Origin of the sequence: Mobiluncus porci, from assembly GCF_009695935.1 — a bacterium.
GTDB lineage: Bacteria > Actinomycetota > Actinomycetes > Actinomycetales > Actinomycetaceae > Mobiluncus > Mobiluncus porci.
Genome location: NZ_VUMY01000021.1, coordinates 14,107 through 38,070, shown reverse-complemented (window position 1 = coordinate 38,070; position 23,964 = coordinate 14,107). Strand labels below are relative to the sequence as shown.

Genomic DNA, 23,964 nt, shown 5'->3' with positions numbered 1-23,964 from the left:
CACTGGTGGAACAACGAGCGCCTCCACGAAGCACTCGAATACCGAACACCAGCCGAGATCATTGACATGTATAATCAGACCCGGGTCAGCGAGCTGACCCCCGTATAAGAAGCGGAACAAAACCCAGTACGCTTCAAATGTGCGATGAAATCCAGCAGGTCGTGCAGTCATTTTTCAGTAAAAGACGGCATGAAATAGCTTTTACATTCTAGTAAATTTACTTTAAATTCATGGCCGTAATTGTTTTCTGGAGGTAACAATGAATAGCCGAAGGCTGTCGCAATGGTGGAAGAACCTGGATAAATATCCTTGAGCGACCTTTATTGTTACGACTGTCTATATTCTCGGAAGTATCGGCGTGTTACTTCTTGCTGTCTCGATTGCTGAAAGCGCGGCCTTGCAAGAGGCGTGGAATCTGTGGATCAGGGGATATCTCTTCCTGGTTTTCCCTGTGTTGGCCGTCATTGGAACCCTGACTCACAAATCGAGAACACTGCGTGAGAGGTGAAGCTTTGGTGGCTTAGTTGAGCTCAGCGGAGCTAGGGGAACCTGGTCGGGGTAAAATGGTCGGGTGGAAAAGCAAGTATTGCCGAGGGACGAGGCGCCCGCGGGGGCCAGTACGCCGGGGGCGCGGGCGGAGATTAATTTTCGCGCGGCGCGCCGCGGGAAACCGCCGCGGCACTTTGCTGACTTGGAGGTTAGCGAACGCAAAGTGGCGGTCGCGGAGGTTGGCTTGAAGGCGTTTCGCGCCGACCAGATCGCCCGGCATTATTTCGGGCGCTTCGAGGCTGACCCGGGCGAGATGACAGACCTGGGCGCGGCCGACCGTGAACTGGCCGCCACGCTCTTACCGTCCTTGGTGAAGCCGGTTCTGACCCAAGAGGCCGACAAAGGCTGGACCCAAAAAACCCTCTGGCGACTGTTTGACGGGTCGGAGGTGGAATCCGTTTTGATGCGTTATCCCAAGCGCGTGACGCTATGCGTGTCTTCCCAGGTCGGCTGTGGAATGGGTTGCCCTTTTTGCGCCACTGGACAGTTGGGACTCACCCGCAACCTCTCGGCCGCGGAGATCCTGGAACAGGTACGCCTCGCCGCCCGCGCCGCCGAGTCGGGCGCGCTTGGAGGGAGCGAAGCGCGGCTTTCCAATATCGTCTTCATGGGAATGGGGGAGGGGCTGGCGAACTATAAGCCCTTGCTGCGCGCGATTCGCGCCATTACTGACCCCGCCCCGAACGGATTCGGGATTTCGGCGCGGAATTTGGTCGTTTCTACGGTCGGACTCGTTCCCGGGATCCGGAAACTCGCCGCGGAAGGGCTACCAGTGACTCTCGCAGTCAGCCTGCACGCCCCTGACAATGAGCTTCGCGACGAGCTCGTGCCGATGAACCGGCGCTACAAGGTCGCGGAGGTTCTGGATGCCGCATACGCGTATTTTGAGGCTACCGGCAGGCGGGTCTCGATTGAGTATGCGCTGATCCGCGACATGAACGACCACTCCTGGCGCGCGCAGCTACTCGCCGACGAGTTGAACGCGCGGGGGAAAACCTGGGCGCATGTGAACCCGATTCCCTTGAATCCCACTCCGGGAAGTATCTGGACTGCAAGTTTGGGGCGTGTCATGGAGGAATTCATGGAGATTTTACGGCAAAGTGGAATCAGCACAACTTTGCGCGACACTCGCGGCTCGGACATTGACGGGGCTTGCGGGCAGCTCGCGGCAAAGGTGAAAAACGATGGGGCGAGTTTGATGGGGCTCGAACCGGAACCAGCAAGGAGCAAGAGCGTTGAGTGAGACCATGTTTCGCACCGCGAAATTTCTCGGCAAAGGTTACGCCCGAGATGAGGTCGAAGAATTTCTGACCAAAGCTCGCTCCGCCTACGAGGGCACGGGCGGGCCGGCAAACTTCGGTGCTGCCCAGGTTCGCGCCCAGGGCTTCAACGTGGTTCGCGGCGGATATAAATTTTCCGAAGTAGACGCGGCCATGGATCGCCTCGAATCTGCTTTCGTGGCTCGCGCCCGCGCCGACCACGTCGCCGTGAACGGGCAAAAAGCCTGGATGAACCTCGTGGCAGAGCAGGCCACAACCCTTTACCCGCGCTTGTTGCGTCCCGCCGGAAAACGGTTCTCCCACCCGAAAGGACGCGAACGCGGCTACCGAGTTGATGACGTGGACGCGCTTTTGGAGCGCTTGGTGGCCTACTTTGATGAGAACCAGCCCTTGACGAGTCGCGAAATCCGCGACGCGGTTTTTGCTGAATCCAAGGGGACCAGGGCTTATGCGGAAGGACCCGTGGACGCTTATCTTGCGCGGGCGGTCGAGGTCTTGCTGGCTGTCGAGTAAGGGTGAGGAGATCTTCGCTTTACCCTCGCGGGGAGAGCAGCCCACGCGAGGCCCGGAAGCCCCCCACCGGCTCAAAACGCTAGAATGAATCCGTGCAAGATATCGTAATTTTGGGGTCAACCGGTTCAATCGGAACCCAAGCCTTAGAAATCGTCGCGTCTCACCCGGGACACTTCCGTGTCCTAGCGCTCGCCGCTTCGGGCTCCCATCTTGACCTTCTGGCCCGCCAAGCTGTTGAATACGAAGTTCCCTTGGTGGCTGCGGCCAATAGGTCGGTGGGGGAACTCGATGAGGCGATTCGAGAAGCCCAAATCCACTCCGACAAGCCTAAGGTTCGACATCACTTGTTGACCGGACGTGCCGGAGTCGAGGCCGCGGCAGGATGTGTCCCCGATGGAATCGTCTTGAACGCAATTGCTGGGATTTCTGGGCTTCACGCCACTTTGCGGGCGCTTGATTCCGGGGCCAGTCTGGCGTTGGCGAACAAGGAATCCCTCGTCATTGGCGGCTCCTTGGTTCGCGAGTCCCTGCGCCGTCCCGGACAAATCGCGCCGGTTGACTCCGAACATTCCGCTATCTGGCAGGCCCTACAGTCCGGGAAACACGAACGCGGGCTGTGTTCTCCGCGAGTGACCGGTTATTCTGAGGTGGCGCGGCTGATTTTGACCGCAAGCGGGGGGCCTTTCCGGGGGCGCAGCCGCGAAGAACTCGAAAACGTCACTGTTGAACAAGCCCTGCACCATCCGACTTGGGACATGGGTCCGCTCGTGACCGTGAACTCGGCCACCATGTTCAACAAGGGTCTGGAGATTATTGAGGCTTCGCTCCTCTTCGATATTGACCCCAAGGATATTGACGTGGTCGTCCATCCCAGCTCGATAGTCCACTCGATGGTTCAGTTCCGTGACGGGGCCACTCTCCTTCAGGCTTCACCGCCGGACATGAAGATTCCGATTGCGCTGGGACTGTCGGCGCCGGCGAGGCTTCGCGAAGTGGCGCCGGCCTGCGATTGGAGCGAACCGGTGGACTGGCATTTCGAGCCAGTTGACACGGAAGTTTTTCCTGCAGTCAACCTCGCGCGTCGTGCTATTCAGGCTTCGGCAACGCATCCGGCCGTGATGGCCTCCGCCGATGAGGTCGCGGTCGGGGCGTTTCTCCAGGGGCGTCTGCCTTTCTTGGGAATCTACGAAGTGGTTTCTCGAGTGGTGGAAGAACATCACGGGAAAACCGCGCCGGACCTCACCGAGCTCGAGGCGACACTCGAATGGGCGAAGCAACGCGCGAATGAGCTCATTGCTGAAAGATAAATATCGCGGGGCAGGGAGCGCCTTGCTGACCCAAAAGTGAGGCGCAGACACCCGCTAAACCGACCAACCAACCTACCGCCTAAACGACCGACAGAAAGGCCGAAGTGACTTACCTGACCGGAATTATCGTCCTCGTGATTGGGCTCGTGGTGTCCATCGCGCTCCACGAGCTGGGGCATTTCATTCCCGCCAAGAAGTTCGGAATTCTCACCCCGCAATACATGATCGGTTTCGGTCCGACTCTCTGGTCGCGCCAGATCGGGGAGACCGAGGTGGGGATAAAAGCGATTCTTCTCGGCGGATATGTCCGGATGGTAGGGATGTATGCCCCCGGTCGCGAGGGGCGAAAAACCCACAATCGTAAAGGCGAGTTGACCTGGGCGGAGCAAGCCCGCCAAGACGCCATGGCGGAAATTCCGCCCGGCGAGGAACACCGCGCCTTCTATGCCAAACCCGTCTGGCAGCGGCTCATCGTCATGGTCAGCGGCACTTTGGTGAACCTGGTCTTGTCGCTCGTGTGTGTGGGGCTCGCGCTCGGAGCCATCGGGGTCAATCTTCCAACTCGAGAAATTGCCTCCCTGTCAGCAGGTTCCCCCGCCGTGGCCGCAGACCTCCGCGTCGGGGACAAAGTCGTGGCGGTCAATGGCCAAGCCACTCCCGATTGGGCCAGTGTCCAAGCCCAGATTGCGAAGGCGGAGGCCGGGAAGGGCGCTACCCTTACGGTCGAGCGTCAAGATGAAACCCTGGAAATCGCGATTGTTCCCGAAGCCAAGGACGGACGCAGCATCATTGGGGTGATGCCCAAAGAAACCCGACACCGCGCTGGTCCGGTCGAGATTCTCGCTTACGAGTGGGAAATGGCTGTGGGGACTGCGAAAATCCTCGTAGCTTTGCCGGTGAAACTGTGGGAGACCGTCGTGAACCTGTTCCAGCCGGAGAAACCCCGCGACCCGAATTCGGTGATGGGTATCGTTGGGATGGGGCAAGTGGCGGGGCAGATTGCCTCCGCTGAGGCCCCCGGATTTGGGCTGGCCGACAAGTTCGCGTCGTTCTTGATGTTGATGGGATCGCTGAATTTGACGCTGTTCATGTTCAACCTTATTCCGCTGATGCCACTTGATGGGGGTCAAGCTGCCGGGGCGATTTACGAGGCCATCCGCCGCGCCTGGCGGAAGTCTCGTGGGCTTCCCGATCTGGGTCCGGTCGATTTGGCGCGGGCACTACCGCTGACGGCGAGCGTGGTTTTCGCCTTTATTGCGATGACGGTCCTGCTCATTGTGGCAGACATTTTGAAGCCGATTTGAGGGGCGGCTTGGTGAGGGCAGGCTCAAAATTAAGGTGAGCCTTGTCTCGATATACTGGTGAGATAGGTGAGAAGAAGGAAGACATGACTGAAGAACTTGCAAGACCTAGCCGATTCGCTTTCTCGGTGCGCGACTTGATTAATATCGGCATCTTCTTGGTGTTGTACCTGATTACGTCGGCAGCAAACGCACTGGCTGCGCTCGGACCGCAGTGGATTTATTTGGCCCTGGTGGTCAGCGCGCCACTAGGCGGGATTGTGTTCGAGCTATTCTTGACGCGAGTAAATCACCCCGGGATGATTTTCGTGTTCGGGATTATTTTCGGCGGTGCGATTTCGATGATTCACGGGTGGCAGACCATTATTTTGGTGGTGATTTGCTCAGTTTTGGCAGAACTTATGGTGTGGGTGGGGCGTTACCGGTCGCGGCGCCTGAATCTGCTGTCTTATCCGGTGTTTCAACTGTGGTCGATGGGGCCGCTACTGCCGATTATGTGGAACGCCGAAGCCTATAAGCAGATGCTGATTACGGAACGCGAAAAGACTGCCGCCTACGCGGACGCGGTGGTGGAGTTCTCAACAAACCCACTGTATATGTCGCTAATTGTGGGCGGGATTGTGGTTTTCGCCTTCCTCGGGGCCTGGTTTGGTCAGGTCATTTTGAAGAAGCACTTTGAGAAGGCTGGTATCGCGTAGGTGGTAGCAGGAATTGATACGGGGAACCTGCGGGGTCGCCTCGCGGTGTCTCCACGGGCGAGGTCGCTGGTTCCGATGGATCCGCGCACCAAGATTTTGCTTGTCGTGGTGGCAAATGTCTGCGTGATGACAGTCGTGAAAACGCCGGTGACCGTGACGGCCTTGGTCGTGAGCCTGGTGGTGTTTGTGATGTCTCGCTCCTGGAAGATTCTCGGCGCAATCATTGGGGTTTTCCTGGCGTTTTTGGCTTTTCGATTCCTCGGGGCCTGGCTCGGATCTTGGTACGGGACCTTGATGGTCATCACCGGTGAGTACGGCTCGCGAATCACGATTTCGCTGTCTTTCGCGGTGTGGTTGTTCTTGACGACGACCCCCGCGGCCTTTGTGGCGGCATTAAAACGCTCGCGAGTACCGCGCGCCATCATCATTCCGCTTGCCGTCATGTTCCGGTTTTTCCCCGCTGTCGTCGAAGAAATGCGCGCAATCTGGGACGCAATGAAACTACGCGGAATGTTTCGCTCTGGAGCCTCAATGGTGGCTCACCCGATGCGGCTGGTTGAGTTCATCATTGTGCCCTTAATCGGTTCGACACTCCAGATTTCCGAGGATCTCTCAGCCTCGGCGATGATCCGCGGGCTCGGTTCGCCCGGACGCTCGACCTCCGTCGTCCCTGTCGGTTTCGGGCCGGGCGACATTGTGGGATGGCTCGGTATTATAGCGATTATCGGTGCTTTCGTGTGGGTGCATGTGGGGGTGTAGTCATGGATTTTGCGGTTGAGCCTTTGCGAGTTTCGCTTGAGCGGGTGGAATTTCAGTATGGCGTTGGTGAAACAAATGGCGAGGCTGCGGCAAGCGGAGCGACGGGCAGCAAAACGGGCAGCAAAAGGGTGATCCTGGCTGAGACCAGCCTCGAGATTCCCGCAGGTCTTTGCGTGGTCATAACCGGACCTTCGGGTGGGGGTAAGACAACGCTGGTGCGGTTACTGAACGGATTGATTCCGCATTTTTACAGCGGGATTTTGACCGGAGAAATCCGGTTAGCCGTGGACACCGCTTCAGGCGAGAGCAGGGATGAGACTTTGCACCCCTCAACTGCACCTTTGTGGAAAACCGGCGGACGGGTGGCGACGGTTTTCCAAAATCCGCGCACGCAGTTCTTCACGACCGACACGACATCAGAGATGGCTTTTGGTCTCGAGAACGCGGGAGCTTCGCCGGATTTGATTGCCCAGCGGGTGAACGCGGTGGCGGAGAGTCTCGGGGTTTCTGGGCTTCTAGGGCAGTCGCTTTTCGCGCTTTCCGGTGGACAAAAGCAGCTCGTAGCGACTGCGGGGGCGGCGGTCGGATCTCCGGGATTGTATCTATTCGACGAGCCGACCTCGAACCTGTCGGCGGCTTCGATTTCGCGGTTTTCCGAAGTCCTGCGCGAACTCAAGGCGCGCGGAGCGACGATTGTCATTGCCGAGCATCGGTTGTATTTCCTGCGTGAGTTAGCTGATCGGGTGATACTTGTGGACGGGGAGATCCGCGAGGATTGGGAGGGCTCCGAGTTCTTTTCCCTGCCCGAGGAACGCATTCGCGGACTCGGCCTGCGAACCTTGCTTGAGCCCCAAATTGAAACCCCAAAAATGAGTCAAAAAGCCCGACCCCACGACTCATTAACCTTAGCTGATGTTGAAGTGGCATACGGGAAACGCGTACTACTGAAGATAGACAAGCTCGTGTTCCCTCGCGGACGGGTCATCGGCGTGACCGGCTCAAACGGTATCGGCAAATCAAGTCTGGCCGCGGTTTTGACGGGACTCAAAAAAGCAGCGCGCGGAACTATCACCCTTGACGGCGAGCGTCTCGGGCGCAAGGCTCGAACCCGGGCATCCTATTTGGTGATGCAAGACGTGAACCGCCAGCTCTTTACTGACTCTGCACTAGCCGAGCTGAGGCTCGGTAATGAAGTGAGCGCGGAGCGGGCACGGGAGATTCTGGACGAATATGACTTGGGAGAATATGCCGAGGCGCACCCGCTGGCATTGAGCGGCGGGCAAAAGCCGCGCCTTACCGTGGCCGCGGCAGTCGCCCTCGACCGCGAGATCTATGTTTTCGACGAGCCAAGTTCCGGGCTTGATTTCGGTCATATGCAGGCGATCACAGACGCTTTGCGGAGATTGGCCGAGGCGGGAAAAGTGGTTATTTTGATTACCCATGACGCGGAGTTGATGAACGCCGCGGCGGATTCTTACCTTGATTTGAGTGATTTTTCGGCGAGTTAAGGAGCCTACTCAAGGAATGCAGGTACCGCGACCGAGGCTCGGCTAATGAGATAGAATCGGCATGTGTCTGAAACAGCCATTGGAACCCCCACCCTGAAACCAACTCTCGCTACCCGCCACCGTACCCGAAAGATACAGGTCGGCAAGGTCACGGTCGGGGGAGACGCCCCGATAACGGTGCAGTCGATGACGACAACCCTGACTTCTGATGTCGAGGCGACGCTACAACAGATTGCGGAGTTGACGGCGGCGGGGTGTGACATTATTCGGGTGGCCTGCCCTTCCGAGGATGACGCAGCGGCTTTGCCGGAGATTTGCAAGCGTTCCACGATTCCGGTTGTTGCCGACATTCACTTCCAGCCACGCTATGTTTTTGCCGCGATTGAAGCGGGCTGCGGGGCGGTTCGCGTGAACCCGGGAAATATTCGCGCCTTCGATGACCAAGTAAAAGAGATTGCCAAGGCCGCGACCGATCACGGGACGGCGCTGCGGATTGGGGTGAATGCCGGATCTCTCGACAAGCGACTCTACGAAAAATTCGGCGGGGCTACGCCGGAGGCCCTGGTGGAATCGGCCGTGTGGGAGGCTTCGCTTTTCGAAGATGTGGGTTTCCATGATTTCGCGATTTCGGTGAAACACCACGATCCGGTCACCATGATTCTCGCCTATCGGATGCTCGCAGAGCGGGGGGACTGGCCGTTGCATCTGGGCGTAACCGAGGCCGGGCCCGAGTTCCAGGGCACGATTAAATCCGCGACCGCCTTCGGGGCTTTGCTAGCCGAGGGAATCGGGGACACGATTCGGGTTTCACTCTCCGCTCCTCCGGTAGAGGAAATCAAGGTGGGTCTTGAGATTTTGCGCTCGCTGGGGCTTCGGAAGCGCAACTTCGAGATAGTTTCCTGTCCGTCTTGTGGGCGCTCCCAAGTCGATGTCTACAAGCTGGCGGGCGAGGTCACAGCGGGTTTGAAAGACATCAAATATCCGCTACGCGTGGCGGTTATGGGCTGTATCGTGAACGGCCCAGGGGAGGCTCGGGAGGCTGACCTCGGGGTGGCGTCAGGCAATGGCAAGGGCCAGATTTTCATCAAGGGGAAAGTCATCAAGACGGTGCCGGAGGACGAGATTGTGGAGACTTTGATTGCCGAGGCAAACCGACTCGGGACGGAAATGGGCTTGGAATCAGGGCAAGCCAATCTAGTCTAAATCCAAGAAAATTCGATCCAAGCATCTCGTAGCAAGAGCTTTTACCAGTGGTGACGGACCAAAGAGGTAAATTTTTTGCCATTTTGGCCCGTCCCCACTGGTAAAAGCACGCATTACAAGAGGCCCTGACGAGCTTTGAAAAGTGCTCAGATTAGGCAAGCCTAGGTTGTGATGCGAGGGAAAGTGGCGAGCGCTAGGATTATGAAGAGAGCGTAAATCTCAAACGAAGGAGTAACGAATGTCTGAAACCGCTTTGCAAAATGCCACAATTCCCTTTGATGGTCGGGTTCAATCCGGGGTGGAACAACCCCCGCAGGCTCTTCTGGAAATGCTGGGTCTGAATTTGAAACCTGAGGTCGACAAGGCTGGATTGATTGAACTCATGCAGGAGCTGACTCCAACCGCTCGCCAGCTCACTCAAGGGAATCCAATTCCGAATTTTTTGGCTCCGGAGATGGTGGCAGTGACTGCGAATCTCACGATTACCTGCGGTTTTGGGGAGAGAATCTTTGACCTTATTGAGCGACCCGACCTGAAGCCGGAAGGCCTCCACGCTATTCCCGGATTCAAGCGCGACCTACTTCAAGATCGGTGGGGACAAAGCGACCTCGTGTTCCAGATTTGCTGCGATGACCCGGGGACGCTCTTTGCTGCCGGACGGCTGTTACTGGAGAAGTGCCGAGACAAGGCGACTTTGAAGTGGATGCAAAAGGGGTTCACCTATGCTTATGGCTCTGCCCCGCGCGGGACCACTCCGCGCAACCCCTTTGGCCAGGTAGACGGGACTATCAACCCCGATAACGAGCAGGAATTCAAAGAACAGGTATGGCTCGATGGAGAAGGCGAAACTGCTTATCTGGACGGATCTTCCATCATGGTGCTGCGCCGGATTGAGAATTTCTTGGACCCGTGGGAGCTCCTGGATCGTGACGCTCGGGAACGGGTGATTGGACGCAAGCTCTCCGATGGTGGCCCGCTCTCTGGCGGTGGGGAACACGATGAGGAGGACATGGAGGCCAAGGACGCGGAGGGCAACTATCTGATTGACCGGCGCTCTCACCTGGCCTTGTCTCGTGAACACGAGGAAGACGGTTCGGATGTCTTGCGTCGTCGCGCCTATGCCTATGATGACGCTCCGGAACCGGGACAAAGTGACCTCACCAATAGCGGGCTCGTTTGGGTGTCCTTCCAGCGGAATCCCGATAAGCAGTTCACGGTAATCCAGAAGCGTCTTGATGCCCACGACTTGTTGAACAAGTTCGTGTCCCATATTGGCTCCGCGGTTTACTGGATTGTCCCGGGAACGACCGCTGACTCCTACTGGGGTCAGGGTTTGTTGGAGAAGTAGATGGGGCGCTTCGCCATTGGGTCAGACCCTTTCGGCTGCGTTTCCTTCGGTCACTACGCCGGAGAGGTCTGACCCGCTGGCTACGTTCTACTGATCCGCGTCGGTGCCGAGCGGGGGATTCTCCGTACCGGTAGCAATCGCCTGCCTCACCGCGCGCAACATGGAACGCTGCGCCGCCTCCAACTCGAAAGCGAGAGAGTGGACATGGCGTAGATTCTCGGCCACAGTCGGATCGTCCAAGGTTTCATGCGTGGGACTCTTCCCCAGAGCCTCCAGGAAAGCGAGCTGCGACGCCCATTCGCGCCGCTTTTCCCGCCACAACTCGAGGGGCTCCACCAGTGCGGGATCATTCAGCATATAGCGAGTTGCCTCTCGAACCTGCTGGTCACGGACGATAGCGCGGTCGGCGGCAGACAGGGTCTCTTCAAAGATGAGCCGGATTTCAGTCTGGTGGGGTGAAGTCGAGTCGTGGGAGCCGTTTTTGGGGCCGAACCGCTTGATCAGCCACAAAATCCCCAAGGTGACGCCGACTGTGCCTAAAACTACGAGGGCATAAATCAAACTTTGGATGGCAGACCAGTTGCCGGGAGGGTTGATGACCACGCCTGCGGCTGGGAGTGAAATAAAGGTCTGCACGAAGAAAGCTTAACAAACCTGGCTGGTTTTTTGGGGAGCAACCCCGCGCCGCTTGATTAGCTTCTTCGCTACACCACTCGCTCGTGTCCCCGTATGGTTACGCTGAGCAGTGAATTAAGAACCGAGCGGGCGAGTTTGATAATCTTAGGATGTCGCGACTGGCGAGACTTTTTCACGGTGTGACTTCAGCAAGGGCCATGAAGAAGCAGGAGGAAATACCCTCCGGGGAGCGCATTTACACAATCGGACGCCTGGGTTGTGCCGCTTACAAACTAACAGGAGAAACAATGACCGAAGTCATGAACCAGCCCCTTTCCGAGGTTGATCCCGATATCCAGGCCGTGTTGGACGCCGAACTGGGCCGTCAGCGCGACACCCTCGAGATGATTGCCTCGGAAAACTTTGTGCCGCGCGCCGTCCTGCAGTGCCAGGGCAGCGTCTTGACCAACAAGTATGCCGAGGGCTACCCGGGCAAGCGCTACTACGGCGGTTGCGAAAACGTTGATGTCGCGGAGAACCTCGCGATTGAGCGGGCAAAGTCACTGTTTGGGGCCGATTTTGCTAATGTTCAGCCGCACTCTGGGGCGCAGGCGAACGCCGCGGTTTTGGCTGCGCTCATCAAGCCCGGCGACAAGATTATGGGCCTCCAACTGGCTCACGGCGGTCACTTGACCCACGGCATGAAAATCAACTTCTCCGGTCGCCTGTACCAGGTGGCGGCCTACGGGGTGGAGGAAGACACCAAGCGCATAGACATGGATCATGTCCGCGAGCTCGCCCTGGCGGAGCGCCCGAATGTGATTATCGCGGGCTGGTCGGCTTACCCGCGCCACCTCGATTTTGAGGCTTTCCGCTCGATTGCTGACGAGGTCGGGGCTTATTTGTGGACCGACATGGCGCACTTTGCGGGGCTCGTCGCGGCGGGGCTTCACCCGTCTCCGGTGCCACATTCTGACGTGGTTTCCACCACGATTCACAAGACTTTGGGCGGGCCTCGCTCCGGCATGATTCTCTCGCGCGACGGTGAGACTTTCGGGAAGAAGATAAACTCTGCCGTTTTCCCCGGACAGCAGGGCGGGCCACTCATGCACGTGGTTGCGGCCAAGGCTGTGGCTTTGAAGATTGCTGCGTCCGCGGAATTCAAGGAGCGGATGCAACGCGTCATTGATGGCGCCCAGATTCTCGCCGAGCGCCTGATGGCCGAGGATTGCCAGGCCGCGGGTATCGACTTGTTGACCGGCGGCACGGACGTCCACTTGGTCTTGGTTGACCTCGTGAAGTCCTCCTTGGACGGCCAGCAGGCCGAGGATTTGCTTCACGCCGCGGGTATTACGGTGAACCGCAACGCGGTGCCTTTCGATCCGCGTCCGCCGGCAGTGACTTCCGGGCTTCGCATCGGGACGCCTGCTCTGGCCACCCGCGGTTTCGGCGAGAACGAGTTCCGCGAGGTCGCAGACATTATCGCCAGCGTCCTTGTTGACGGCGCGAACGGCGGGGCTGAATCGGTAGACGTAGCCAAGTACCAGGCCCGCGTGGCGAAGCTGACCCAAGACTTCCCGCTCTACCCAGGGTTGGCCCAATGAGGGCGCCGTGGGAGGGGCCGGCTAAGGTCCTCGATGGGAAAGCGACCGCGGCGGCTATCAAGTCTGAGTTGGCGGAGCGGGTTGCGACTCTGCGCGAGCGCGGGGTCGTTCCGGGCCTCGGAACGATTTTGGTCGGTGAGGATCCCGGTTCGATGACTTATGTCGCAGGGAAACATCGCGATTGCGCGGAGGTTGGCATCGAGTCGATTCGCGTGGACCTGCCGGAAACCGCCTCGGAATACGAGGTTCTCGCGGCGGTCGAGAGGTTGAATGCTGACCCGGCCTGTACTGGTTACATTGTCCAGTTGCCGCTGCCGAAAGGCATGGACACCAACCGCATCCTGGAAGCCATCGACCCCGCGAAGGACGCTGACGGTTTGCACCCGACTAACCTCGGTCGCCTGGTGTTGCGGGTTTCCGAGCCGATTACTTCGCCGCTGCCGTGCACACCGCGGGCTGTCATTGAGCTTGGGCGGCGCTTCGGTGTCGACTTTGCCGGCAAGGACGTCTGCGTGATTGGCCGCGGGACTACGGTCGGTCGCTCGATCGGACTCTTGATGGGCCGCAAGGATGTCAACGCCACCGTGACGTCTTGCCACACGGGAACCCGCGACTTGGCCGAGAAGTGTCGGGCGGCGGATATCGTCGTGGCGGCCTCCGGCGTTGCGGGGATTGTCACCTCCGAGATGGTCAAGCCCGGCGCAGTCGTGTTCGACGTGGGCGTTTCCCGCGTTACTGACCCCTCGACCGGCAAAGCGCGCCTGATGGGCGACGTGTCTGACGGGGTGGACCAGGTCGCCTCGTGGCTCGCGCCGAACCCCGGCGGTGTTGGCCCGATGACCCGCGCGCTGCTGCTGGTCAACGTGGTGGAAAGCGCTGAGCGCCAAGCCGGAATTCGCTGATTTATAGTCAGAATGTGAGTCCGAGGTGAAACTCACCTCGGACTCACGCTTTTCTAAAGTTCGGACGTATCATATAGGGGTAAATGGCGCGGTAGTTCGGCACATCGTTGGTGAAGGAGGACAAATATCCGCAACAAGGTGATGGTGGGAATCGCAGTTTTGGTGGTTCTCATTGCTGTTCTCGCGGCTGGGATTGTGCTGTTGGTGTTTAATAAGCCCGCTGGTGCTAGTTCTACTGCCTCGCCCTCAGCGAGTGCAGGGCCGGGACAAGACGGGGCGAAGGCTGATGAACTGGCGCGAGATCGCGCCTTGTTTCGGCTACCTTATGAGGGCGACGCTTTCGCGCTTAACAACCGTAACTGCCCTCCGGCGTATGAAACTGACGATCAGGTTCCTTTTGAGGCTCTGGCTGATCCGGCTGTTACCCGGTGGACTGACGAAGGCTCAGGGATTAAAACCCCGCGCTCTCTTATAGGTCACGGCCCTAACCTCGTTAATGATGCTGGTATGCCCATCTGTTACACGAAAACATACGAAGGCGCGGCCCTGGCAGCAATGAACATGTTTCCCTTTTCATTTCTTGGTAATCCGTTTCGTCCGGCTGGGACTTATTTTTACCGGGGAGAACTTGCACACAGCAAGTTTTCTCAGCAGGAATTGATTGAATTTCGCAAACCGCTTGAGGAATACTTTAACGGTATAGCAGACAAAGGTACGGAAGCCCAAGACAAGCAGATTAAGAACGGTGAAAATCTTGGATATTCAGACGAGACACTTAAGGATATTGCCAGGTATCAGTTTCAATACAAATCGGTCAAAGTTTCCTCTTATGCTCCTAACATTATGACTAAAACTCAAGCACCTGTTGTAAAGGTATCGCTGGAGCATAGTTGGGGGCACACAAGTTTCTGGCTTATCTGGAATAACGTAAAAGGTGACTGGTTTACATTGTGTATCGCTGGTGATTACAGTAGCGGGTGGGCTTCGCGCAGCCCCGCTTGTTCAGTTTTTAGGCAAAGAACTGACGATGTATTTGATGTATTTAAGGTTAATTTTCCATGAAATGCCGAATTATGGTCTTACTGGCGGTTAGTTTATCCATTCTATCCGCGTCGACTGTTCCAGCCTATGCTGATAATATACCCGATAATTTTCAGTTTAAGACTTGCTTTGATCAATACCCAGATTTGGAGGAGAAGGTACTTTCAGGTACTTCAAGTGTTACTGCTGGCGGTCCTGCTGACATAACCAGTGCCGAGGCAAATTGTCTCGTTGAAGTCTTTAATAATCACAACCCGGAAACAGGGAAAGGAGCCAATTATCCCGACCTTAGTATGTGCTTCCCCATATTTTTGCTACCTCCGGCCGGCGGGGCGGCTTGTGAGGCTTACAAAGAATATGGGGAGGAAAAGAGTAGGCAGGTTTATGAGGTTGCTAGTGATATTGCCGAACATGGGCTAACTGGCTTGCAGAAGGCAGGTCAGCAGTTTTATGAGGGCGAAGTGGCTGAGGCTGTTACTGGCTGGGTCGCTGATCGGATTATTGAGAATCTTGGTCAGGGGGTGCAGGAGGCTACCGGCTCAGCCCTCGGAACACTCGGCACTATGTGGATGAGTGTTCCGCTTATAAGTTCCACCACCGATCCCACGCCGTCGAAGGTATCGAACCAACTCACTGGGATTACTGGGATTCTGGCTGTGTTCGGTGTACTGGTAGGGGCTGGGCGGCTTATTATGATTGCCACTAAGGGCGAGGCCGCTAATCTTGGTCGTAATTTGCTTTTGCTGGTTGCTTTCACAGCTCTGGCCGTCCCGGTTCTGATTAATCTTGCTCTCGGTTCCGATGTTTTGGCCGAGAACATTATTAACGCTAATCTCTCTGGGTCTACGGGTGTTGAGGCCTCCTTTAGGGGAATGCTTAAAGGCATGTTCGGCGGGGCGATTGGTGGGGTTATTAATTGGATTGTGGTAATCATTTTGGGCATTATCGTTTTCATTCTTGCCCTGGTTCAAATCGTGATGATGATTGCTCGGTCTGCGCTGCTGCTAGTCATTATCGCGCTGGTTCCCGTAGTCTCCGCAACAGTCACCACTCAGACGGGCAAGGAGTGGGCTAAGCGGCTTTGGGCCTGGTGCTTGGGGCTGATCTGCTATAAGCCGATCGCGGCGGTCATCTATGCCATTGCTATCAACACGGGCGGGCTTATGAACTCTAACGGCGGGTCTGAGTTCATTCCCATCATGCAAGCGATTTGCCTGTTTGCGATTGCTATTTTCGCTATGCCCGCTCTGATTCGCTTCTTCTCCCCCGTTACCGCTATGGGCGGCGGCGGCTCGAGCGGCGGCCTCTCCACTTTACGGCATTTCTTTTTGTGGATTTCCATCCGTGGGCATTCAATGTACCCGTCAATAACCCCCTTTGGTGGCTTATTGACGGGTGGTGAAAGGGCACAAATCCTCTTGAACCGCGAGTTTGAAATCTACATGTCGGATAATTTGGCTTCAGTTGGGTTATTCGAGTACACCTTTAAGCTGACGGCCTGACAATAGGAGTATATAGAGGCGAGATTTCACGGGTGCCATGGCAAGAGTGGGGAATTGCCCGCTCAGAGCGCAAGGGCACAGTGGAGTTGGTTGCGGATGAGCTCGAGGGCGGCGGCGGCGTTGACGTGGGCTTCGCGGAGAGAGCGTCGTGTGACCTCGGGAATCACCACCTGGAGGTAGCATTTCAGCTTCGGTTCAGTCCCAGAAGGCCTCACCACCACGCGAGTCCCGGAGGAGGCCCCGAAGAACAACGCGTCAGTAGCGGGAAGCCCCCGCAAGTTTTCCCAAGCGGCCAAAACTGAAGTCTCCTTGGGATCAGCGGGCTGGTTTGAGGACAAATCAAGAGTAAAAGTCACCGGTTCTTCGCCGAGACGCGTTAGGCCGCGCTCGCGAAGATTCGCCATGCCTTTAGCGATAGCGCTCAAATCGGAAACGCGGATGGTCAGCGGGGCTGTGGCATAAAGGCCGTGTTGAATAGCGAGTTCATCGAGTAAATCGGAACAAGTTCGCCCTTCGGCGCGTAAGTCGGCGGCGAGAACCGCGAGTCGGAGTCCCGCGGAAATCCCGTCCTTGTCCCGCACCGCGGCGGGATCTGGGCACACGCCCAATGCCTCCTCGTAGCCGTAAATCAGTCCGGGAGTGCGCGCAATCCACTTAAAGCCGGTAAGGCTCACCATTGGTTGCAGTCCGGCCGCGCGGGCCACGGCGTCAAGGAGTTCTCCGGAAACGAGCGACCGCGCAACGGTTGGAACAGTCCGTTCGGCGGGGCTTTCAACAGTCGGTTCTGTTTCGTAGGCAGCAGTCCGTTCTGCTCGGTTTTTCCACTGTTCACAGGCCTGCCAGCCAAGGAGAACCCCGACTTCATCGCCCGTCAACTGTCGCCACCCCGTAGGTGTGCGAGGGCAAGGAACCGCCGCGGCAACTCGATCCGCGTCTGGGTCGTTGGCAAGAATTAAATCAGCCTCGACTTCTCGGGCCCGCTCAATCGCCAAATCCAAAGCTCCCGCTTCTTCCGGATTTGGGAAAGACACGGTGGGAAAATCGGGGTCAGGCTCGCACTGAGCTTCGACCGAGAAAACCGATGAAAATCCGGCATCTTCCAGCACCGTCTCCGCCAATTCTGCCCCCACCCCGTGCAAGGACGTATGTACAATCCGTAAGGCGGCGCGCGCCTGGGTCGAGCCCCTCAGACCCCTGCCAGGTGCAACCTTGCAGAATGGGAGATTTGCCCCTGTAGATGGGAAGGTAAGCCGACTATCTCCGGAGGACTCCGCTGCGGATGAAGGGATAACACTTGTTGAACTTTCCACCAATGAAACGGCTCGTTCTCGGTAACGTGACCACAAGGAGTCGTCAATCAGAGAGTACGAGTCAGCAAGGGGTAGCTTCGCGGCGGACGGGGCGGCATCAATAGCGGCCATGATGCGCGCATCCCAAGGGACAACAAGTTGGGCTCCGGAGCCGAGTCCGGTGACAACACGCCCCCCAAGGTAGACCTTGTAGCCGTTGTCGCGGGCAGGATTGTGGGAGGCAGTAATCATGACGCCCGCATCGGCGCCCGACTCGCGGAGGTAAAACGCCAATAGGGGAGTGGGGCAGGCCCGTGGCATTAGCTCAGCTTTGCCTCCCGCGCCGGCAATCACCTCGGCAGTGACGCGGGCAAACTCGGCGGAGTGGTGTCGGGCGTCGAAGCCGATGACTACACGGGGGCTGAGGAGCGCGGAGAGGACGTGGTGGTCTGAGGGAGTGTTGGAAGCCCTCGCAAACTGGCGCAGAGATGAGGCGTGGCAGGCATCGCCACGGGGATTTATGGCTGGTTCGGGGTAGGGAACGGCGGGGGCGGGAAACTCGCGGGAATTTTGGAGAGCCTCGCGAAGAACCTGGGCTAGGCCGAAAGTGGCGCGGGCGACGGTTTCGGTATTCATGCGGTCCGGTCCTGGACCCATTTCTGCGCGAAGACCGGCGGTTCCGAAAGTTAGCACGCTTCGATTTTAGCGGAGTAGCGGATCCATTTTTCTAAGCTTTGCTATGCCGCCTGGGGTCAGACCCTTTCGGCTTCGCTTAGGTGCGACCCGCTCCGGCTTCGCTTAGGTGCGACCCGCTCCGGCTTCGCCTAGGACATAGCGGCGGCGAGAGCGAGGCGAAGAGCACCTGCGAAGCGAGTTTCACGTTCCTCGTGGGTCATTTCGGGGCCGGAAACGAGGAGATGATCCGAAACTGTCAAAACGGTCAAGGCCTCAGCACCAAACTCGGCGGCGACGGCATATAAGCCGGCAGTTTCCATCTCGACTGCCAACGTCCCGTATTGGGCGAGACGCTCGTTGAGGCCATCCGGCGTGAAATAGAAATGGTCACTGGACATAATCGAACCGACGTGGACTTTCACGCCCTCAGCCTCGAGAGCGGGGGCTTCTCGCATCGCGGCCTCCAACAACGGCCACGAGGCGACCGGTGCGTAATTAATCTCCGGAAACCGCGCCACGTTCATGTGAGAATCCGTGTGCGCACCGAGAGCCACCACCACGTCTCCCACTTCCACCTCAGAAGATAGCCCGCCACAAGTCCCCACGCGAATAATCCGCTTTACCCCGTAATCGCGGAACAATTCGGTGGCGTAAATAGTCAAGGAAGGCATCCCCATTCCGGAAGCCATCACCGAAAGGGGGCGTCCCTGATATGTTCCGGTGAACCCAGAATTCCCCCGCACGGAAGTTACTTCGCGGGAATCGGCGAGGACAGTCTCAGCAATGCGACGAGCCCGCAGCGGGTCTCCGGGCATGAGCAGCGCGGGGGCAAAATCGCCCAGTTTAGCGGAATTGTGTGGGGTTGGCATGAGGAACCTCCTTTTCTGGTCGTATTTAGCCTACCTCCTGGAGGGGACAAAACTGGGGGAGTTTCTGGCTTTCTGGCAGAAACTCCCCCAGTCAGGATTTGAGACCATAAAGGCAGAATTCACTCTAAGCGGCGGGATTCTTTGCGCGCGAAAACAAACATCAGCCCGATAGCCGCCAACACGGCAACCGCTGCTCCTACCACCCAGGTCACGACCATGTCGCCGGTCATCGCATTTGTAGCGGAGAGGGAGGCTGCGGCAGGCCCGTTCGCTACGGTTTTCGCTGGGGAGTGGGCTGTCGCCGGTGCGGCTGCGGCGGGGGCGACAGCGTTGGGGGCGGCTTCGGCAGGCGCGTTCAGAGCAGCGGCGGGTTCTGCGGGGGCAGCAGCCGCAGGTTCAGCAGGTCCGGGCTCCGCTACTGCGGGGGCGGCCGGAACTTTCAAGGACTGTTGGGGAGCCGGTGTCGTGGCTTTTGGTCCGGCGGCAGTGGCTGTAGCGGGGCGTCGTGTAGGGGCGCTTGCTGAATCTCCGGGAGGTGCTGACTGGTTTACGGAGGGGGTGCTGTCAACAAGCGGCTGACCGGTGGCAGCGGTGGCGCCCTGGTTCAAATTATTTTCCGTCACCGCGGTACCCACCAGGGGAGCTGGCTTCTCGGTTGTTTCAGTGAGAGCGGTCTTCAAAACTGGCTGGAGCGTCACGGTAGAAAAGGTGTCCGGAGGAGTGTTCTCATTAACCTCGCTGGCAACCGGATCTTCCAAAGCAAAGACAGGGGTGTCGTTTTCAGAAGCGGGGGTTTCTGCGGCAAAAGCAGGGGTAGCAAAACCAACAATGACACCTGTCGTTACCAGCGCGGTGGCGCCACAGGTCATTAAACGAGAAATACGGGACGCGGTGAAATGGTTTCGGGAATTTATTCCTGTCATGGATTCTAGCCTTTTCTATACGTCAGGAATATTAGTTCAGGATATTCCGAGACGTTATCTAGGGATTATTAAGTTTGGCATCCATGCAGGAAAAAGTGGGAGGCTTTTCAGCTTGTTACCAGGATTTCCTTTTGTTTTTCATCCTTGTGAACAACATAACTAAATATCGGCTTTGAAGCAATAGTTATTAATAAAATTTAGAAAAGAAAAATAAGGGACCAAAAAGCCCAGTTCCCAACGAAATTCTGTTCCCCTATTTGTCAGGACAATTTTGGGAACTGAGTATTTGAGGGTGAAAAATCACGCCCAAGTAGGGGGAAATCAAAGAGAGTAGATGACGCTGAGAGGGGCGTGGTCTGACCAGCGCGAATCGTAGCTGGGAGCCCGCCACACCGAAGCTTCGCGAGCGGTTTCGGCCAAAGCTGGCGTCACCATCTGGTAATCCAAACGCCAGCCGGCATCATTGTCGAAGGCCTTGCCGCGCTGTGACCACCAGGTATAGGGGCCCTGGACTGGTCCCAATAAGGCGCGCGTCACGTCAACAAGGGGGTGTGCCGGATCTCCCTCCAGTCGGTCACTCATCCAACCGTCTAGGAAAGCAATCTCTTCGTCCATTACGCCGGAAGTCTTGTTGTGATTCGGTTTCCAGTTTTTAATGTCGCGCTCGGTTCTCACAATGTTGAAATCCCCGCACACTACCGCTTCGAGTCCGTCTCGCGCCGCCGAACCGGACAACTGGTCCAGGCGCTTCGTGACTCGCTCGAGGTAGCGAAGCTTCTGCTCCTGCTTGGGGGTTTTCAAATCTCCGGAGTGCAAATAGGTGCTAACCAGGGTAAATGACTTACCTTTCGAAGTCTCCACCCGCGCTTCCAGCCAGCGTCCGGAATCCACATCGGGCTCGCCGCTATCGTAGAGCCCTGCCGGGAGTCCTTCGCGGATCTCCCTTAATGAAAAGCCAGAGTCCAGTCGCGAGACCAAGGCCACCCCCGCCCGACCCTTAATCCGGCACGGCCAAACCCGCACGTCGAAGGTCGGCCCAAACAGGTCAATCGTATCCTCCGGGGTGGCGCGCACCTCCTGGAGACAGTAGAGGTCAGAATCGTCGTTTTCCAGCCACTCAAGGAAACCCTTGCGGAAAGCCGCGCGGACGCCGTTGACATTAATGGTCGTTATCTTCATGATTCTCCTCTGCCTTCGAGTTCTGAGAGCTCTTCGAGTTCTCGGAATCCTTGGCCTCCTCGGTTTTCTCCGACTCCCCAGCCTCCGCAGGCGTCCCGACAATTTTCCGGGCCTCCGTTTTGGCCAAGTTCTCCTGGCCCAGCGACCAGGTCTGTCCCGTAATCGGGTCGTGTGGCCACTTCAGGGTATGCGGAGAGGACAAGGTTACGTAGTTGGGGCTTTCCTCAAAATGCGGGGCATCGGTTTCGGGTGCGGGGGCCAAAGGCGGATTCGCAATCCAACAACACGTATAGAGAAACAACCGCGCCAGCAGGTTTACCCACAAAACCAGCGTAAACAGCACTGCGAAAGGGGCCACCAAGGGGCTCAGGTTCGTCGCGAGGAAAGTCCCGAACATTTGGAGCCCGCTCGTTACGACGGCGAATAATCCGGCTCCGAGCCAGACGTCGCGGCGCGGGGCGCGAACCAGCGCGAGATAGCGCAGAATCAAGACGGTCAAGCCGGCAGTCACGAAAGAAGTCAGAATCAACGCAATACCATTAATGAGCCAAGTCGGCAAGGGAACCTCAAAGGGAATTGAATCGCGGAAGGTCTGTAAGGCGACTACTGAACCCGCCGAAACCACCAGCGACAGTAGCATCCCGAGACCCAAAACGAAGAACATGAGGAAATCCCGCAGTGGCTCTTTCCACAAAGCCCAGGCACGCTGGGGGAGACCGAAAGCCTCTTGCACCGTCACCCGCAAGGCGCTCACGACGCGGAGCCCTGCCACGAATGACACCGCGAAAACAACGGCGGTTCCCCAGGAAAAACCGGGGGAAGCGATGGCGGCGGGATCGACGACGCCGGATTCGCCGTTTACCTTGATTGCGCCGGGAAGCCACAAGTTGATGGCCTCATACAAGGAATTGGCCTCCACCGGTAGTGCATAGAGCGCTACGCGGACACTCATGATGAGGAGGGTGACGATACCGGCGAGAGAAAACAGCGCGGTGTATGCGATGCCGCCCGCGAGGAGGTTGGAGCGGATATTCGTGTAGCGGTTGTAGGCACGCCAAAACCGGTTGAGGAAAATCTTGTCTTTGAGTTTCAGTGCGAGGGCGGCGAGACCCTTGGGGTCGGGGTCGGTTGGTTTCGTCATAGCTCTTCCTGGGTTGGTGCGCTGTCCAGCGCGGGAATTTCCGCGGTCTTTATGGCTCCGCCCAACTCCAACACCGTCAGCGACTTGACGCAGTCAGGCCCGATTAAGTCGAGGTCAATCCCGTTGACCATGAAGTAGCCGTGGGATCGTTTGGATAGTTCCGCGACGCGATCCAGGTCTTCATTAGTGACATTGGTTCCGAGTGTAATGTGGGGGTGGTAGGGGAACCGAGGTTCGCCCGCGAGTGGGCCAAAACGGAGCCGTTTGGCGAGCTCCTTGCAGGCCTCGAAACCGCGTTGCACCTCGATATAGACCACGGGGGAAACGGGCCGGAAGTCGCCGACATTGCCGAAGCTGATTACGAAGGGAGAGAAATCCGCGCACAGCCGCTGGGCTTCGGTTTTTACGGCTTCGACCTGGTCGGGGTCAACGGGGCGAGGCTCCACGATAGTGACGTGGGGCGGAATGCCGTCGGTTTTAATAATCTTGGCAAGCTCGGAACGGTACGGCTCGGGAATGGGGATAATCATGCCGAGATAAACCTGGCCGGGATTGCACGGCGTTAAATACATGCTCCCTAGCTTAGCGGTTTTTGAGGTTTTGTGGGGATTTTGCTTTCTGAGCATTTCTAGGCGGAGAGCCGTTGGGGCGCTTGCGCCCGTTATGATTTTGGTATGGACTTTCACGCGATTATTCCGGCAGGTGGAGCTGGCCGCCGTTTGTGGCCCTGGTCTACACCGAGTCATCCAAAATTTTTGTTGCCACTTGGGTCGGAGAAATCTCTACTACAGACCACCGCCACCAGGCTGGCTCCTTTGGCGCAAAGCCTCACTTTCGTCACCGGCTCATCTCACGCCGAGGCAGTACGCCGACAAATCGGCTCGCTAAACCTAGATACGCCAAGCCTTTTTGTGGCAGAGCCGGCTGCCAGGGATTCCATGGCTGCTATCGGACTTGGCGCGGCGCTGATCGAGCGCGATTATGGCCCATCTCTGGCTGGTTCTTTCGCGGCCGATCACCACATTGGAGGAGTGGAGGCGTTCCACAATGCGGTGGCAGTGGCCCGCGCCGGAGCCGAAGCGGGCAAGCTCGTCACTATCGGAATAACTCCGAGTGGCCCTGAAACCGGTTATGGGTATATCGAAGTTGGTGAGCCCATCCCTGAAATTCCCGGTCTGCACTTGGTGAATATGTTCAAAGAAAAACCGGACGCAAAGACCGCTAGTGCCTATCTTGAGTCCGGGGGGTACCTGTGGAACGCGGGGATGTTCGTCTTTCGTACCGACGTCCTGTTGGGGGCATTGGAACAAGAGGCTCCCGAATCCGCCAGCGCTTTGCGGAAACTCGCCGCAAACTGGGAGTCCCTTGGTGAACCCGCGAAACTCGCGTGGTGGGAAAAAGTAGTGCGGGCCCCCATCGACACCGTCCTTGCTGAACCTATGAGCGAACGCGGAGAAGTCGTAATGGTACCGGCAGCGGCGGCGATTGACTGGTCAGATGTGGGTGACTGGGAGGCGATTTATCAACTGCGCCACCAAACTGGCGAAAAGCTCGCGAACTTGAGTCCGCAAACTCCGGTTTTTCAAAGCGATTCTCCCGACTCCTTGGTTTATGCTCCGGGACTGCAGGGCGTGGCGGTTATCGGAATCCCCCACGCCGTCGTGGTGGAATCCGGCGGAAAACTCCTCGTCACGACGCGGGAAAACGCCCAAAAGGTTAAAGCCGCGGGGCTGGCTGCCGATGAATGGTAGCACCTTG

The 23,964-nt window shown here is 57.6% G+C and carries 21 protein-coding genes; 14 read left to right on the top strand and 7 right to left on the bottom strand.

Going from position 1 to position 23,964, the window contains the following annotated elements:
- Window positions 1-571: 571 nt before the first annotated feature.
- The 9 genes from rlmN (at window position 572) to FYJ63_RS09915 (ending at window position 10,466) form a co-directional block, all read left to right on the top strand.
- The gene (gene rlmN / locus FYJ63_RS09955) at window positions 572-1,792 is read left to right on the top strand and encodes a dual-specificity RNA methyltransferase RlmN (RefSeq protein ID WP_338106912.1); all 1,221 of its coding nucleotides are present in this window, start codon (window positions 572-574) and stop codon (window positions 1,790-1,792) included.
- 4 nt (window positions 1,793-1,796) lie between these two features.
- Entirely contained in the window at window positions 1,797-2,342 is a 546-nt protein-coding gene (locus FYJ63_RS09950) for a DivIVA domain-containing protein (protein ID WP_195839381.1), read from the top strand.
- A 92-nt stretch (window positions 2,343-2,434) separates the two neighbouring features.
- Window positions 2,435-3,649, top strand: a complete 1,215-nt coding sequence (dxr, locus tag FYJ63_RS09945; protein WP_338106911.1) for a 1-deoxy-D-xylulose-5-phosphate reductoisomerase — start codon at window positions 2,435-2,437, stop codon at window positions 3,647-3,649.
- Window positions 3,650-3,753: 104 nt separating this feature from the next.
- On the top strand, window positions 3,754-4,953 hold the full coding sequence (locus tag FYJ63_RS09940) for a M50 family metallopeptidase (protein ID WP_338106910.1): 1,200 nt from the start codon (window positions 3,754-3,756) through the stop codon (window positions 4,951-4,953).
- A gap of 83 nt (window positions 4,954-5,036) precedes the next feature.
- A complete protein-coding gene (locus FYJ63_RS09935; RefSeq protein ID WP_154546269.1) occupies window positions 5,037-5,648 on the top strand; it encodes an MptD family putative ECF transporter S component in 612 nt (203 codons plus the stop codon).
- On the top strand, window positions 5,649-6,407 hold the full coding sequence (locus FYJ63_RS09930; protein ID WP_154546266.1) for an energy-coupling factor transporter transmembrane component T: 759 nt from the start codon (window positions 5,649-5,651) through the stop codon (window positions 6,405-6,407).
- Window positions 6,408-6,409: 2 nt separating this feature from the next.
- Complete coding sequence (locus FYJ63_RS09925; RefSeq protein ID WP_154546264.1) at window positions 6,410-7,915, top strand: ABC transporter ATP-binding protein; 1,506 nt, start codon at window positions 6,410-6,412, stop codon at window positions 7,913-7,915.
- A 63-nt stretch (window positions 7,916-7,978) separates the two neighbouring features.
- Window positions 7,979-9,118, top strand: coding sequence for a flavodoxin-dependent (E)-4-hydroxy-3-methylbut-2-enyl-diphosphate synthase (gene ispG / locus FYJ63_RS09920; RefSeq protein WP_338106909.1), 1,140 nt, complete (start codon window positions 7,979-7,981; stop codon window positions 9,116-9,118).
- 238 nt (window positions 9,119-9,356) lie between these two features.
- The gene (locus FYJ63_RS09915; protein ID WP_154546262.1) at window positions 9,357-10,466 is read left to right on the top strand and encodes a Dyp-type peroxidase; all 1,110 of its coding nucleotides are present in this window, start codon (window positions 9,357-9,359) and stop codon (window positions 10,464-10,466) included.
- An 87-nt stretch (window positions 10,467-10,553) separates the two neighbouring features.
- Here the strand turns inward: FYJ63_RS09915 and FYJ63_RS09910 are convergent, their stop codons facing one another.
- On the bottom strand, window positions 10,554-11,102 hold the full coding sequence (locus FYJ63_RS09910) for a hypothetical protein (protein WP_277028244.1): 549 nt from the start codon (window positions 11,100-11,102) through the stop codon (window positions 10,554-10,556).
- A gap of 287 nt (window positions 11,103-11,389) precedes the next feature.
- Here FYJ63_RS09910 and glyA point away from each other — a divergent pair, with 287 nt between their 5' ends.
- From glyA to FYJ63_RS09890, 4 genes are all read left to right on the top strand, one after another.
- A complete protein-coding gene (glyA, locus tag FYJ63_RS09905) occupies window positions 11,390-12,685 on the top strand; it encodes a serine hydroxymethyltransferase (protein WP_154546260.1) in 1,296 nt (431 codons plus the stop codon).
- The gene (locus tag FYJ63_RS09900) at window positions 12,682-13,587 is read left to right on the top strand and encodes a bifunctional methylenetetrahydrofolate dehydrogenase/methenyltetrahydrofolate cyclohydrolase (RefSeq protein ID WP_154546258.1); all 906 of its coding nucleotides are present in this window, start codon (window positions 12,682-12,684) and stop codon (window positions 13,585-13,587) included. The genes glyA and FYJ63_RS09900 overlap by 4 nt, the downstream gene beginning before the upstream one ends.
- Before the next feature lie 144 nt (window positions 13,588-13,731).
- Entirely contained in the window at window positions 13,732-14,649 is a 918-nt protein-coding gene (locus FYJ63_RS09895) for a DUF8175 domain-containg protein (protein WP_154546256.1), read from the top strand.
- Window positions 14,646-16,130, top strand: a complete 1,485-nt coding sequence (locus FYJ63_RS09890) for a hypothetical protein (RefSeq protein WP_229770127.1) — start codon at window positions 14,646-14,648, stop codon at window positions 16,128-16,130. The genes FYJ63_RS09895 and FYJ63_RS09890 overlap by 4 nt, the downstream gene beginning before the upstream one ends.
- 62 nt (window positions 16,131-16,192) lie before the next feature.
- Here FYJ63_RS09890 and FYJ63_RS09885 read toward each other — a convergent pair whose 3' ends face one another.
- The 6 genes from FYJ63_RS09885 to FYJ63_RS09860 all read right to left on the bottom strand — a co-directional run bounded on the left by FYJ63_RS09885 (window position 16,193) and on the right by FYJ63_RS09860 (window position 22,778).
- Window positions 16,193-18,112: a phospho-sugar mutase gene (locus FYJ63_RS09885; RefSeq protein WP_338106908.1), complete on the bottom strand. Its 1,920-nt coding sequence runs from the start codon at window positions 18,110-18,112 to the stop codon at window positions 16,193-16,195.
- Window positions 18,113-18,243: 131 nt separating this feature from the next.
- Window positions 18,244-18,963, bottom strand: a complete 720-nt coding sequence (gene deoD / locus FYJ63_RS09880; RefSeq protein WP_154546252.1) for a purine-nucleoside phosphorylase — start codon at window positions 18,961-18,963, stop codon at window positions 18,244-18,246.
- 119 nt (window positions 18,964-19,082) lie between these two features.
- Window positions 19,083-19,886, bottom strand: a complete 804-nt coding sequence (locus tag FYJ63_RS09875; protein ID WP_154546250.1) for a hypothetical protein — start codon at window positions 19,884-19,886, stop codon at window positions 19,083-19,085.
- Between the two features lie 321 nt (window positions 19,887-20,207).
- Window positions 20,208-21,065 carry an exodeoxyribonuclease III gene (locus FYJ63_RS09870; RefSeq protein ID WP_154546248.1) on the bottom strand — a complete coding sequence of 286 codons (858 nt, stop codon included), beginning with the start codon at window positions 21,063-21,065 and terminating at the stop codon, window positions 20,208-20,210.
- Window positions 21,046-22,206: a YihY/virulence factor BrkB family protein gene (locus FYJ63_RS09865; RefSeq protein ID WP_154546246.1), complete on the bottom strand. Its 1,161-nt coding sequence runs from the start codon at window positions 22,204-22,206 to the stop codon at window positions 21,046-21,048. Before FYJ63_RS09865 ends, FYJ63_RS09870 begins: the two co-directional genes overlap by 20 nt.
- Complete coding sequence (locus FYJ63_RS09860; protein WP_229770126.1) at window positions 22,203-22,778, bottom strand: 2'-5' RNA ligase family protein; 576 nt, start codon at window positions 22,776-22,778, stop codon at window positions 22,203-22,205. The genes FYJ63_RS09865 and FYJ63_RS09860 overlap by 4 nt, the downstream gene beginning before the upstream one ends.
- Window positions 22,779-22,880: 102 nt before the next feature.
- Between FYJ63_RS09860 and FYJ63_RS09855 the strand changes: the two genes are divergently transcribed.
- Window positions 22,881-23,957: a mannose-1-phosphate guanylyltransferase gene (locus FYJ63_RS09855; protein WP_154546242.1), complete on the top strand. Its 1,077-nt coding sequence runs from the start codon at window positions 22,881-22,883 to the stop codon at window positions 23,955-23,957.
- Window positions 23,958-23,964: the final 7 nt, after the last annotated feature.